The following is a 12,550-nucleotide window of genomic DNA, read 5'->3' on the forward strand; positions in this document are numbered from 1 at the left end:
GGCTATGGCGTTATGAGGCCGTCCTCTTCCTGATTCTTTTCTTTTCGGTACCAGGTAGAGAAAATGTAAGCAAGGACGACTCCGTACGTCAGCTCCTGCATGAGTTTCATCACGATTCCGCCCAGTCGTTGATCATCCAGAGGGAGAAGGGGAACGGCGAACATCGATTTGTCGATCGGCGCGGAAAAGAATGGAGCGCAGAGCATGGAAGGACCGTCTACATATGTCGTATACAAAGGGGTTGCGGAAAAAATAATCAGTGCACAAGCAGGTGTAATCAAAACGCCGTTAGCAAAGATGTAGGCAAGCTTTTGCAGCTCAGACAGACGGTGAATTTCCGGTATCGGTGCGATAACAGGCATCCACATCAATATCGCTGTCACCAGAAGCAGTAAATGAATCAAATTATGTAGGGCCAGGTTGTTCATTGCCAAGTCTAAAATAACAGGCATATGGTAAAACGAGAACAGGGCATTGAACATGAGAATAGCAGGGATCGGATGGCTCGCTATGCGCATGAAAAGCTTGAGCCCCCGGCGATAGAACAGGGAGCGAATCAACCATGACGGGGTACCTGCCAAGAGCAGCAAGGGCATGACGAGATAAAGCAATGATTGTTGAAGCATGTGGGCGCTAAACAAAAAATGCCCAGCTACGTTCAAGGGACTCCCCAAACTAAAGTAAAAACCAAGTAAGCCGAGAGTGAAAAAGGTCTTTTGCTTGCGTGTGACAGGTGTGGAATCTTGAAAGGTTTGGCGTAATGGTCCAGTCAGCGAGAAATAAGCCAGACCAATCAAGAAAGTCAAAAGAATCAGCTCTGGATTCCATGTCGCCCGAAAGCCAAAGGTTTCAGTGAAATAGGTGAGGGTCATTCGATTACCTCCGTTTTCAAGGATTATCCCCAGTACCCATTATAGGCAAATAACTGGAAAAGCCTAATGACTCGTTCGGGCTATTTCTTCCAAGGGAACGGAATTCTTCACATATTTGTCACGTATGTCCAATATGAAAAGAGCCTCCCGCAAATCGAGGGAGGCTACCACACGTTATGATTTTTTCTGTTCTTCCAACCAAGCTTTCCATTCGCTTGCTTCGCGTCCACCGACGAGTCGCGCTACTTCCTTGCCGCCCTTGTAATGAACGAGGGTCGGAGTGAATTCGATGTTGTATTCACCATAGCTGGCGTTAAATTCCAGCAAATTGAGCTTTTTCATATCGATGTCCAAGCTTTTCACGATCGGTACAAGGACGGGTGTAGTTGCTTTGCAATGCTCACAAACCGGGCTGTAAAAGTAAACAAACGCGTCCTCCTGGTTATCGAGCTTACCTTTAAGTTCATTAGGCATAATGAGATTATCATATAGTGGGTCACTCAATTGTTCGAGAGTAGCGGGGTGTAAATTGGCTTTACCATAAGGGTTTCCTTCCGCAAGCTGACGGTTCGATATGTCAGCGTACACAATCGCACCGATCAGGAGCGCAGCCACAAGAATGGATAGAGCGATGACTTTCTTCATGAATCATTTCTCCTTTGCATTTTTCATAACGATGACAAGCAGGATGCTGATCAAGGTGAAGGCAATGAGAGCAAGGAACGGAATCGTGATAAACCCTAGCCAGTTAATATAATCCGTGTTGCATGGCACAATGCCGCAAGCGCTGCCGAGATCTTGAAGGGCAGGTATTTTTTGAATGGAGTAATGATACAGCGATGTGAGTCCTCCGATAATGGAGAGAATCAAGGCGTACGACGCGATCTTGTCATCTTTCTTCGCGGAGGCAACCCCGAGTAAGATGACGAGCGGGTACATCAAGATTCGCTGGTACCAGCACAGGTCACACGGTATGTACTTTAACACCTCTGAAAAAAACAAACTGCCCCCTGTTGCGATGAGGGAGACTCCCCATGCGGCAAACATGGCTTGTTCAACGATTTGCTGACGTTTCATATAAACACCTCGTCCATATCTTAACATATTACAAATCGAAAGTAGATTATAAAAAGTAATAATTTGTTGAAAGTATGGGCTTGTCTCCTGCATCATACTGGTTGCACTACCCGATGCGCTTGCAGCAGGTAGAAACCAGTGCGAAAGCTCTCCGTTTTCCCGAGCATAATCAGTAGACCCGTACGTGTGGAGAGGATTGCCTTTCCCGAATCGGTACGAAAGTGGTTTGTAGCGATGGCCACTCGACGAGCATGACGCCTCGCCAATATCCTGCGCCACCATCAATGCCGACCATATTGTCTCTGCGCCATGGACCGCTGCCAGCGTATTGAGGTAATCCTGGGACAGGGGTATGCCCAAAGATGACTGGGAGATCTCCATCATAATTCAGGTAGAAAGGCTCGCGAATCCATAATAAATCATGCGGATTTTGTTCCTGCAAGGGGACGCCGGGTCGAATGCCTGCGTGTACCAAAAGTGCAGCTGGAGCTCCTGTTCGCGGATCGGCTGGCAGCTCTATATACAAAGGAAGAGACGACAAGGCTGGCAAAATTGCTGGGTAGCGGGAAAGGATAATTTGCCGTGCTTCTTCTTGTTCCTGCAAAGAAGGCACCCGATTAAGAAAAGCTCGCCGAAGCGGGTGATTCTCTAAGAAAGAACGAATGGTGGCATCGCCGCCGTTGTAGCGGAGGTATAACTCCGGATTGCCGTTGCCGGATAGCCAATCTACAAGCATTTGCTCGTGGTTGCCTTTTATGAGATAGATTTGGTTCGGATACGTCTGCCGAAGAGCGAGTAAATCGAGCAATACTTCCTTTGATTCAGGTCCTCGATCGATCATGTCCCCCAATACGAACAGACGATCACCAGCTTGAGGGGAGAAGGAAACGTCCCGTAGCGCCTTTTGAAAGGCCTGATACTGACCATGTATGTCCGAGACCAAATAAGTAGCCAAACAAGATCACCCTCCTCGATTGCCCGTTTTGCCTATTAGTAGGATATGTTTGTGCAAAGTGGAGGGTGAAAGGGTGTGTCTCTTTCCAAGGTGTATAAATGGGTGCACATCTTTTGTGAATGGGAATAAAGATGCATAATGAGTCAAATACCCATATGGTGGGAGGAACAAACGAAAGATGGCTACTTCTTATCGCGACTATACATCGCCAAATACGCAGTTCACGTACGATATGAGAAATAATCTGTTTTTCAAAAAGGACGATCGGAATTTCATCGATGCCTTGGGGATCGCCCAATTAAATACATTGGGCAACAGTTCGCTGCTAGATATTTACCTGACAACCGGAAATGTTGTCGAGCCACACATTCATCAAAATGCAGCAGAACTGGTGTATTGCATCGCTGGTGAGGCCATTGTGTCCTTGATCAATCCTTTTACTAATCAATTGCTCAACTACCATATAAAACCGAGACAAGTTGCCAATATCCCGCAGGGCTGGTGGCATTATGAAATGGCCTTGACAGACGATACGCATCTACTGGCTATTTTTGATGCCCCTGTACCTGAGGTGATCTTTGGCTCCGATATATTACGATTGACTCCTGCGAGTGTGTGGGCACATACGTATTGTTTAGACGAAGCAAAGGTACAAGAAACATTTGCGCCTCTTACCCAAACAGTTGTGATTGGTCCGCCAGTAGGATGTCAGCAGCAGGGGCCGTTGCCAGATAGAGCTACTTCAAGCCAGTACCCGTACTATGGTTACTCGAGTCATTTGCCAGACAGTTACGGTTATTACGATACCAACTACATGCAGCAGGGTGGGTATGGACAGCACCCAGTCTATCAACAGCAGACCAGTTATCCGCAATATGGCACGAATCCCTCCCATACCGGATATCCGCCACAGCCCGTTTATCCATCCTATTAAAGAGAAAGAAAAATCGTGTTCTGATGGGCAGGTCTCCTAAATCTGGTATTCTTCTATTACAATCAGAAGAAGAACATTTTCAAAGAAGAGGGGAGACCATGATGGAACATCTGGCACACTGGTTACGGACATCTTCCTTTACCGTCGTATTCACCGGAGCAGGCATGTCGACAGAGAGTGGCTTGCCTGATTTTCGTTCACAGTCGGGGCTATGGCGTGGCAAAGATCCGATGCAACTCGCGAGTACACGCGCGATGATGGAGAATCGGGAAGCGTTTGTGGAATTTTATCAGATGCGCATTCAAGGGCTACTGTCTTGCAAGCCACACGCCGGGCACGAATGGTTAGCAGAATGGGAGCGCCGTGGCTTCGTTCATGGGATCATTACACAAAATGTTGATGGCTTTCATCAAGCGGCGGGAAGCTTGGCAGTAGCCGAACTACATGGCTCCCTTGCGAAAATCCGCTGTCTAGACTGCGGGACCGAGTATGCCCATACATGTTATCTGGAGGATCAAGGGACGATTTGCGCATGCGGAGGCTTTTTGCGTCCGGGTGTTGTCCTGTTTGGCGAATCTTTGCCGCAAGCCCAAGTCGATCAGGCCATCGCGTGGACGGAACAAGCCGATTTGTTCATCGTGTTAGGTTCTTCACTAACCGTGAGTCCAGCTAATTGGTTTCCGCAGCATGCAAAAGAAAGAGGAGCCAAACTGGTCATTGTCAATCAGGAACCCACCCCATTGGATGCGTGGGCAGATGAGGTCATCCAAAAGGAACGGATCGGCGACGTGTTGCAAAGAGTAGGGCAGTCATTAGGAGAATAAAAGCAGGCGTGCTCGATGAAAAGAGTACGCCTCTTCTGTTTGGGCTCGTTAACCTGCCTTACTGCTGGTGACGCTTCCTATTGTATTTTTGTCTACGAGTCATTATTACTTAATATTCATTATTTTACCATTAATGAGGCTGTTTTCCAATATTTGGTCTATCCATTTGAATCACCCTAGAGCTTGCGCGAAAAACATGATACCATCGAGTGTAAGATTCATATGGCTTCTCGATAAGCAAATAGAAAAGAACAGGTGACGTTCATGCAAATATTATCAGTAGAAAACCTCTCTAAAGGTTATGGAGAAAAAGAATTGTTTGATAACATTTCCTTTCATATTGCCGAGCAAGAGCGTATTGGTCTGATCGGTGTTAATGGTACGGGAAAATCCTCGCTCCTGAAAATTGTGGCAGGCTTGGATACAGCGGATAGCGGAAAAATTGTTCACGCGAATCATTTCCATGTGGAGTATTTGCCGCAAAATCCTGATTTTGACGAAAACTCCTCCATCCTGGAACAAGTATTTTACGGCGATTCTCCACTCATTCAGCTTTTACGTGATTATGAAACAGCACTAGAGGCTGTTCAGGAATCACCTGACGACGAGAAAAAGCAGGCGCGATTGTTTGCTGTTCAAAACCGGATGGATGCGGCTGATGCGTGGGAGAGCAATACGCAAGCCAAAATGATCCTGACCAAGCTTGGCCTCCACAATTTCTCACAAAAGGTAGGCGAGCTCTCTGGTGGGCAAAAAAAGCGTGTAGCCATGGCACGTGCTTTGATTCAACCAGCAGACCTGCTTATTTTGGATGAGCCTACAAACCATATTGACAATGAGACAGTCGAATGGCTGGAAGAGTATTTGTCCCGATACAAGGGCGCTTTGCTGCTCGTTACCCATGATCGTTACTTCCTGGATCGCGTGACGAACCGCACGTTTGAGCTGGATCGTGGCAACCTCTATAGCTACGAAGGCAACTACGCGATGTTCCTGGAGAAAAAAGCAGAGCGTGAAGAAAATGAAGCGGCCGTAGAGAGCAAGCGGCAAAATCTACTTCGACGCGAGCTCGCATGGCTTCGTCGTGGAGCAAAAGCGCGGACGACCAAACAAAAGGCGCGTGTGCAACGGGCAGAGGAGTTACGAGATAAAGCTGTAGATGGACCGGCTGCCAAGATGGAAATGGCACTTGGGGCCAGTCGTCTCGGCAAAAAGGTGATCGAGCTTACAAACATCCATAAAGCGTACGGTGAGCGAAAACTGATCAACGATTTCAGCTATATCGTCCTGCCGGGTGATCGTGTAGGGATTATCGGGCCAAATGGAAGCGGAAAAACGACGCTCTTGAACATGCTTGCAGGAAGAATTCAACCAGATAGCGGTTCATTGGAAATTGGGACGACCGTAAAAATTGCCTACTACACGCAGGATAGTGTCGAGATGGACGAAAAGCTGCGCGTCATCGAATATGTAAAGGAAGCCGCAGAGGTCATTCAGACGAGCAACGGAGAATCGATTACGGCATCGCAAATGCTGGAGCGGTTCCTGTTTTCGCCGCATATGCAATGGACACCGATTTCCCGCCTGTCTGGGGGAGAGCGCAGACGTCTGTATCTGCTTCGGACGCTGATGGGAGAGCCGAATGTGCTGTTTTTAGATGAGCCGACCAATGATTTGGATATTCAAACACTCAGTATTTTGGAGGATTATCTCGAGCAGTTCCCCGGCGCAGTCATCACGGTATCGCATGACCGTTATTTCCTCGATCGTACCGTAGATCATTTGTTTGCTTTTGAGGGGCAAGGAAACATTCGTCATTACTACGGCAACTACTCCGAGTACCTGGAAGAACGACGCCAGGAAAAGGCAACACAAGTGCAAGAAGCGGATCAACAGGGAGAAAAGGCGCAAAGCAACAGCGGGGCTAATCGCGGCAACAATCGCACGCGCAAGCTGTCCTACAAGGATCAGAAGGAATGGGATGCGATTGAAGGCAAGATCGCCGCTTTGGAAGACCGCAGCGTCAAGCTAAAGCAAGAGATTGCAGCATCTGGCAGCGATTACGGCAAAATTGAAAAGCTCTATGCAGAAGAGCAGCAAGTGGCGGCAGAGCTGGAAGCCACTATTGAGCGTTGGGCGGAATTATCTGCAATGGTAGAGGAATTGGAGCAAGGGAAATAATTAGTGACGTAGCCAGTAATTGAGGGCTGGGAATGCGACGCATCCACCTGTAGACTAGAGTAGATTACTAGAGTAGAGGAGTCGCTGTCGTTGCCTGCCTATAAGTTAGACCCGGAATGGGTGATGTCTTACCTAGAGCTGCAAGAACAACAGCTCTCTTCCGAAGTTCATCCAGAGGATAAAGAAGTGATCATGAACAAGATCAGGGAAATGACGTTATCGATCATGTACAAGCAAGCGAGAAGATTTCTTGTATACTTGGAATCGGATGGAACGGAAGCAGAAAGAACGAAAAAGACTCATCTTATGTGAAGAAGACCCGCCTTGGTTTAAAAGGGCGGGTCTTTGTTTCTGTTTATTGCTGTCTGATTCGAACGGGCGTACCTATGGGCACGATTTTTGCCAGCGCATTCACGTCCTCATTGAACATGCGAATACAGCCGTGAGATACATATTTGCCAATAGAAGAAGGATCGTTCGTACCGTGAATGCCATAGTGTGGCTTACTTAGTCCCATCCATAAGGTGCCGAAAGCACTCAAACGACCTCCCGGGTAGGAATTCGGATAGGGGACTTTGCTGATGATGGTAAAATCCCCTCGAGGTGTCGATGTGGCAATTTTGCCCAAGGCAACAGGATAAGAACGGATGAGTCGGTTCCCATCGAACAGGTCGAGCCGTAGCTTCGCAATCGAGATGCGGATGTTGTAGGACGGCAGCTTCTTCACCTCCCCCACAAACGATACGAAATGCCGCTTTTACCATCTTATGAAAACCAACGGAACCGGTACCTTTTCTCTGATGATTAATGGAGTTTGAAATCTAATGAAAACGTATCTGGATAGCGTAGTCCGTCACGATAGAACAAGGTTCGCACCCAGACGTACATACGTAATGGAATGGAAGGAAAGACGATGGCGAGCTTACCTTCTTCCAAGACAGGCAAATCGAGCGGGGATTGAATTTCATAAGGGACTCCTTCTTGATCAAGCAACGCTTTGTAATGTTGAGCCTCACTCCAGCTAACAGGATAATAAAATGATCTCTCCATCCAATTCCAACACCTTTCCAGGTTTCACTGCTTCCCATTGTATGTAAAACATTTGAGATAAAAAAAGAAACAAACGCCATAGTCATTGAAAAATAGGCAGCCTAATTGCGTTTTTAAAAGTGTCGTCTAGGCAAAAAACGTCATGATTTTCCCAGAAAATGCGTGTAAAGTGGAAGTAAGCACAAACTGGAGGGACAAGGGAATGAAGCAGACGCACTTGCACTTTAACATGCAAATCGGCAGAAAAAAGCCAGTGAGTGTAAACAACACGGAAACGGCCTGTCCTTTTTGTGATCGAAACAGTCTCACCGATGTTTTGGAGCAGCGGGGCTCCATGATTTGGCTCATGAACAAATTCCCTGTTCTGGAGGATACACATCAGACTGTTTTGATTGAGACGGATGAATGCCAAGGGGATTGGTCTGTCTATTCCAAAGAGCATGTACGTGCATTGCTGGCATTCGGGGTAGAGAAGTGGCTTGAAATAGAGCAAAGCAAGTCTTATCGTTCCGTTCTGTTTTTCAAGAACCACGGTCCGTATTCCGGAGGGAGCATTCGCCATCCGCACATGCAAATCGTCGGATTAAACGACTATGACTATCTGGATCAAGTAAAAGACAGTGATTTTATTGGCATGACCATCGATCAGGAGGCGGGGGTTGAATGCAATCTGTCTACGCATCCGCGTGCAGGTTTTTTTGAATACAATGTCATTCTTTCGGACTTCGATCGACTGCCAAAAATGGCAGACTACTTACAAATTTTAGCACATTGGATACTGACTCATGTCAATCCTCGTCATCAAAGCTATAATTTTTTCTTTTACCATTGGGGAGAAAAACTGATCGCCAAAGTGGTTCCGAGATTTGTTACCTCGCCTCTTTACGTAGGCTATTCGATTCCGCAGGTCGCTAATAATTTGGAGGATATCGTCGCCCAATTGCAACGACGATACTTCTAATCAGAAAGGGTGCTTACACGATGACGTATACGATCTCGGCAAGAAGAACACTCACCTCAGAGGAACTGGCACAAATTAAGGAATTGGTTGGGATTTGCAATGAGCAGGATGGGATTGATCTTAAAGTAAACCCGGGGATGCTGGAAAAGCGTTCGGGAGAGCATGAAGAGGACTTTGTCTGTTATGCGGACGGAAAGCTCGTTGGCTTTCTCGGGCTCTACGTGTTTCATGGCGGTGAGGCAGAAGTGAGCGGCATGGTCCACCCAGCCTACAGAAGAAAAGGCATATTCACAGCGTTGCAAGCACAAGCCGCAGATGCATGCAGACGAAGAGGCATTCCGGCGCAGTTGTTTATCGTGCAGCGAGAATCGGAGAACGGTAAGTCATTTATGGAGCGAATCGGCGGGGAATATCAATTCTCGGAATATTGGATGGATTTGGGGGAGAAGCAAAGAGCAACGGTTTCTGGAAACGTGCTGCTTCGACCGGAGATCGCCAGTGACTACGAAACGTTGATTTGGCTAAACGTCCATGGCTTTCAAATGGAGGAAGAACGTGCAAGGGAAATGGCCGAAAACATGGCGGGTGATCCAAAGGCCACCACGCATTTGATGATTGTCGATGATAAGGCCATTGGCAAAATAAGCGTGAACAAGGATGAGGGCAAGGCGTTTATTTATGGATTTTGTGTCCACCCGGATTACCAAGGGAAAGGATATGGACGCCAGGCTTTGGCGCAAACGATCGAGATGCTGGGGAAAGAAGGATACCAGAACGTATCACTGGAGGTAGCCTGTGAAAACAGCAATGCTTTGGGGCTGTATGAATCATGCGGCTTTTTCGTAAAGTCGGCCAATGATTACTACAAGCTGGCGTTGTAGGGGGCAAACTGCACTTCTCTATCTCTCGGGTTGGAAAACGTATTAAGTTCCATGCTACGATAGAAGAGAAAGCAAGTGTGCTGTAAAAAGGAGTGACTCATTATGAAGCTGTTGTCCATCGAACCGACGCCGAGTCCAAACGTCATGAAGCTGAATGTAGACGAGCGTTTGCCGGATGGGGTCCAACATGTCTATACAAAGAAAGATACGAGTAAAGCACCAGAACTCATGAACAAGCTCTTGGAGATCGAAGGGGTTACCTCCATTTTTCATACGGCAGATTTTCTTGCGCTGGAGCGAAAGTCCAATGCAGATTGGCAACGTATTTTGACGGTTGCGCGCGAGGTTTTGCATGCAGGTGGAGGAGCAGCTGTTCCTGACCTGTCTGCCGAAGATGCGGGGGCATTTGGAGAGGCGCAAGTGTACATTCAAATGTTCCGTGGAGTTCCGATGCAGGTCAAGGTGACCATGGGAACGGAGCAGATTCGTGCAGCGTTGCCAGAGCGTTTTGGACAGGCAGCCGTGCGGGCGGGATCTGCGTCGCCTAACCTCATCATGGAGCGAAAATGGGTCGAGCATGGCGTACGCTATGGCGATTTGCGCGAGATTGGTGAGGAGGTCGCACTGGAAGTCGATGCCTCCTATCCGGAGAGCCGCGTGGAAGAAATAGTGGAACAGGCCATGGCGCTTGGTCCCGGGGAAACCCCAGAGCCAGTCGTGCGCGAAAAGAAAGTCGTTACGCTGGAGATGCTCGATGATCCGGATTGGCAAAAAAGATATGAGGCGCTGGATCGAATGGAGCCTACTGAAGAGGATTTGCCTGTTTTAGAAAAAGCGCTTCGTGATAGCAAGCCGTCGATTCGCAGGCTGGCCGTTGTGTATTTGGGCATGATTGGCGGAGATGACGTCTTCCCGTTGTTGTTTGAAGCGCTCCGCGATGATTCCGTCTCTGTACGACGCACAGCGGGAGATACCTTGTCTGACTTAGGTGACACACGCGCAATTCTGCCGATGTGTGAGGCGTTGAAGGATAAAAACAAGCTGGTACGCTGGCGTGCCGCTCGTTACTTGTTTGAGGTGGGGGACGAAACGGCCTTGGATGCTTTGCGTGCCGCACAGAACGATCCCGAGTTCGAGGTCAGCTTGCAAGTCCAAATGGCCGTCCAGCGTATTGAAAGCGGCGAGGCGGCAAGCGGAACCGTTTGGCAGCAAATGACTCGGCGAAACGATTAGTTCGCTCCTTCCCGTTGCGTTTGAGCCCTCTATCAAGCAGATTCCTGCTGAGAGGGCTTTTTTATGGTATTTTCGTTGGTTGGATATACAGCGGATAGCGGGGCATACTGCTTCAAGAAGAGCGGTAAACAAGCTGGTTCATTAGGTAAATATTGGTATAAGACAGTATAAAAATAGACACAGTTCAATAATAGTTGACTTCCACCTTATCCATCCCTTAGACTAGGATAGGGTTTAGTTTATGTATTCAACATCGCTAGTGCGTAGGGGAGATTGTGTATGACAACCAATCACTATGACGTTGTTATTGTAGGTGGAGGACTTGCTGGTCTTTCCAGCGCTGCCTACCTGTCGTCGAAAGGCAAAAAAGTTGCAGTTTTGGAACGCGGTCAATTGGGTGGACGTGCCGTTACACTGAAGATCAAAGGATTTAACTTCAACTTCGGTGCCCACGCCATTTATGCTCGCGACAGCTCCGTTTTGAGAACGTTTGAAAAAGAATTGGGTCTGAACATCGATTGGCAGGATTTCAATCCGACAAAAGCCAAGTACGATATTGGTAGCGATCTGACTGCAGTTCCGGCGAATGTACAAGGACTTTTCCAAACGAAGCTCTTAAAAGGTATGGACAAAGTATTGTTCACGTTTGAGATTTTGAAAACGATGCTAAAAATGGAGAAAGGCCATCCACATATGTCGATTCAAAAGTGGATGGAGAAAAAGCAAGTCAACGAAGAAGTGCGAGAAATGATGTTGACGCTTGCTTCTTCCAACTTCTTCACGCGTGAGCCTGAAAAGATTCCTTCTGACGTTTTCTTTTCTTACTACAGCCGTTTGTTCACAACGAATAAACCGGTAGCGTATATCGGTGGCGGTTGGCAAGCACTGATCAATGAATTCGTGCGTGTGATTGAAGCAAATCAGGGTACGATTCTGATCAAAACCAAAGTAGAAAAGTTCCAAGTAGAGAATGACCGTGTGGTTGGAGTGGTGACACCGGAGGGCGAATTTACGGCGGATGAATTTATTTGCTGTATTCCGCCGAAGGAAATGGCGAAGGTCTTTGCGGAGACGCGCCTGGAACATGCGGTTGCACAGCATGCTGAATACGAGCCAACGGTTGTTATGGTGTATGACATTGGCTTGAAAGAGCGAATTGACGTACCGTTCTCCTACATCTACGAAAAAGCAAACAATATTTTCATTACCGATATCTCGTATTATGACCGCACTTGTGTACCTGAAGGCGGGCAGTTGCTGCAGGCGACTGCTTACATGCGTCAGGATGAAGTAGGAAACAAGGAAGCGGCCGAAATCCGCAAACAAGAGATTGAAAACCTGTATGACAAGCATTTCCCAGGCTGGCGTGAGCAACTGGTTGTGCCGCGCGTTTCTGCTCGTGCAGTCGTACAGGAGATCAAATGGACCATGAATCAGAAGCCAATGCCGATTTTCATGCCGGATTACCGCAACCTGTTCTTTGCGGGTGACTGGTGTGAAGGACAAGGCCAACTGTCTGAGCTGTCTTTCTCTAGCGCGATGAACGTTGCCAAGCTGATTTTGGAAAAAGAATAAGTCAATG

The 12,550-nt window shown here is 47.7% G+C and carries 14 protein-coding genes; 8 read left to right on the forward strand and 6 right to left on the reverse strand.

Going from position 1 to position 12,550, the window contains the following annotated elements; all coding sequences use genetic code 11:
• Window positions 1-2 precede the first annotated feature (2 nt).
• From ctaG to HPY31_RS25645, 4 genes are all read right to left on the reverse strand, one after another.
• Window positions 3-872: a cytochrome c oxidase assembly factor CtaG gene (gene ctaG, locus HPY31_RS25630; protein ID WP_012685676.1), complete on the reverse strand. Its 870-nt coding sequence runs from the start codon at window positions 870-872 to the stop codon at window positions 3-5.
• Window positions 873-1,046: 174 nt separating this feature from the next.
• Window positions 1,047-1,517 carry a thioredoxin family protein gene (locus tag HPY31_RS25635; RefSeq protein WP_016742557.1) on the reverse strand — a complete coding sequence of 157 codons (471 nt, stop codon included), beginning with the start codon at window positions 1,515-1,517 and terminating at the stop codon, window positions 1,047-1,049.
• Window positions 1,518-1,520: 3 nt separating this feature from the next.
• Window positions 1,521-1,949 carry a disulfide oxidoreductase gene (locus HPY31_RS25640; protein WP_047072664.1) on the reverse strand — a complete coding sequence of 143 codons (429 nt, stop codon included), beginning with the start codon at window positions 1,947-1,949 and terminating at the stop codon, window positions 1,521-1,523.
• A 169-nt stretch (window positions 1,950-2,118) separates the two neighbouring features.
• Complete coding sequence (locus tag HPY31_RS25645) at window positions 2,119-2,904, reverse strand: metallophosphoesterase family protein (RefSeq protein WP_172142974.1); 786 nt, start codon at window positions 2,902-2,904, stop codon at window positions 2,119-2,121.
• 178 nt (window positions 2,905-3,082) lie between these two features.
• On the opposite strand from HPY31_RS25645, the gene HPY31_RS25650 reads away from it, so the two are divergent.
• From HPY31_RS25650 to HPY31_RS25665, 4 genes are all read left to right on the forward strand, one after another.
• Window positions 3,083-3,838, forward strand: a complete 756-nt coding sequence (locus HPY31_RS25650; protein WP_172142975.1) for a cupin domain-containing protein — start codon at window positions 3,083-3,085, stop codon at window positions 3,836-3,838.
• A 101-nt stretch (window positions 3,839-3,939) separates the two neighbouring features.
• A complete protein-coding gene (locus HPY31_RS25655; RefSeq protein WP_012685681.1) occupies window positions 3,940-4,662 on the forward strand; it encodes an NAD-dependent deacylase in 723 nt (240 codons plus the stop codon).
• A gap of 264 nt (window positions 4,663-4,926) precedes the next feature.
• Window positions 4,927-6,843: an ABC transporter ATP-binding protein gene (locus HPY31_RS25660; protein WP_172142977.1), complete on the forward strand. Its 1,917-nt coding sequence runs from the start codon at window positions 4,927-4,929 to the stop codon at window positions 6,841-6,843.
• A gap of 90 nt (window positions 6,844-6,933) precedes the next feature.
• Window positions 6,934-7,155 (forward strand): hypothetical protein, encoded by a 222-nt coding sequence (locus HPY31_RS25665; RefSeq protein WP_016742563.1) that lies wholly within the window; start codon window positions 6,934-6,936, stop codon window positions 7,153-7,155.
• Window positions 7,156-7,198: 43 nt separating this feature from the next.
• Here the strand turns inward: HPY31_RS25665 and HPY31_RS25670 are convergent, their stop codons facing one another.
• Window positions 7,199-7,570 carry a L,D-transpeptidase gene (locus HPY31_RS25670; RefSeq protein ID WP_012685684.1) on the reverse strand — a complete coding sequence of 124 codons (372 nt, stop codon included), beginning with the start codon at window positions 7,568-7,570 and terminating at the stop codon, window positions 7,199-7,201.
• A 77-nt stretch (window positions 7,571-7,647) separates the two neighbouring features.
• Window positions 7,648-7,893 carry a hypothetical protein gene (locus tag HPY31_RS25675; protein WP_016742564.1) on the reverse strand — a complete coding sequence of 82 codons (246 nt, stop codon included), beginning with the start codon at window positions 7,891-7,893 and terminating at the stop codon, window positions 7,648-7,650.
• Between the two features lie 202 nt (window positions 7,894-8,095).
• Between HPY31_RS25675 and HPY31_RS25680 the strand changes: the two genes are divergently transcribed.
• The 4 genes from HPY31_RS25680 to HPY31_RS25695 all read left to right on the forward strand — a co-directional run bounded on the left by HPY31_RS25680 (window position 8,096) and on the right by HPY31_RS25695 (window position 12,543).
• On the forward strand, window positions 8,096-8,854 hold the full coding sequence (locus tag HPY31_RS25680; protein WP_172142978.1) for a DUF4931 domain-containing protein: 759 nt from the start codon (window positions 8,096-8,098) through the stop codon (window positions 8,852-8,854).
• A gap of 20 nt (window positions 8,855-8,874) precedes the next feature.
• A complete protein-coding gene (locus tag HPY31_RS25685) occupies window positions 8,875-9,735 on the forward strand; it encodes a GNAT family N-acetyltransferase (protein ID WP_172142979.1) in 861 nt (286 codons plus the stop codon).
• A 102-nt stretch (window positions 9,736-9,837) separates the two neighbouring features.
• Window positions 9,838-10,968, forward strand: a complete 1,131-nt coding sequence (locus tag HPY31_RS25690) for a virulence factor (RefSeq protein WP_172142980.1) — start codon at window positions 9,838-9,840, stop codon at window positions 10,966-10,968.
• A gap of 279 nt (window positions 10,969-11,247) precedes the next feature.
• A complete protein-coding gene (locus tag HPY31_RS25695) occupies window positions 11,248-12,543 on the forward strand; it encodes a phytoene desaturase family protein (RefSeq protein ID WP_016742568.1) in 1,296 nt (431 codons plus the stop codon).
• The last annotated feature ends 7 nt before the right edge of the window (window positions 12,544-12,550 follow it).

The organism is Brevibacillus sp. HB1.3 (assembly GCF_013186635.1).
GTDB classification, from domain to species: Bacteria; Bacillota; Bacilli; order Brevibacillales; family Brevibacillaceae; genus Brevibacillus; species Brevibacillus brevis_D.

Excerpts from the sequence above, each read along its gene's own strand:
- HPY31_RS25695 (WP_016742568.1), top strand. The coding sequence starts at position 11,248 with ATGACAACCAATCACTATGACGTTGTTATTGTAGGTGGAGGACTTGCT.
- HPY31_RS25650 (WP_172142975.1), top strand. The coding sequence starts at position 3,083 with ATGGCTACTTCTTATCGCGACTATACATCGCCAAATACGCAGTTCACG.
- HPY31_RS25640 (WP_047072664.1), bottom strand. The coding sequence starts at position 1,949 with ATGAAACGTCAGCAAATCGTTGAACAAGCCATGTTTGCCGCATGGGGA.
- HPY31_RS25660 (WP_172142977.1), top strand. The coding sequence starts at position 4,927 with ATGCAAATATTATCAGTAGAAAACCTCTCTAAAGGTTATGGAGAAAAA.
- HPY31_RS25675 (WP_016742564.1), bottom strand. The coding sequence starts at position 7,893 with ATGGAGAGATCATTTTATTATCCTGTTAGCTGGAGTGAGGCTCAACAT.
- HPY31_RS25655 (WP_012685681.1), top strand. The coding sequence starts at position 3,940 with ATGGAACATCTGGCACACTGGTTACGGACATCTTCCTTTACCGTCGTA.
- ctaG (WP_012685676.1), bottom strand. The coding sequence starts at position 872 with ATGACCCTCACCTATTTCACTGAAACCTTTGGCTTTCGGGCGACATGG.
- HPY31_RS25685 (WP_172142979.1), top strand. The coding sequence starts at position 8,875 with ATGACGTATACGATCTCGGCAAGAAGAACACTCACCTCAGAGGAACTG.
- HPY31_RS25635 (WP_016742557.1), bottom strand. The coding sequence starts at position 1,517 with ATGAAGAAAGTCATCGCTCTATCCATTCTTGTGGCTGCGCTCCTGATC.
- HPY31_RS25690 (WP_172142980.1), top strand. The coding sequence starts at position 9,838 with ATGAAGCTGTTGTCCATCGAACCGACGCCGAGTCCAAACGTCATGAAG.
- HPY31_RS25680 (WP_172142978.1), top strand. The coding sequence starts at position 8,096 with ATGAAGCAGACGCACTTGCACTTTAACATGCAAATCGGCAGAAAAAAG.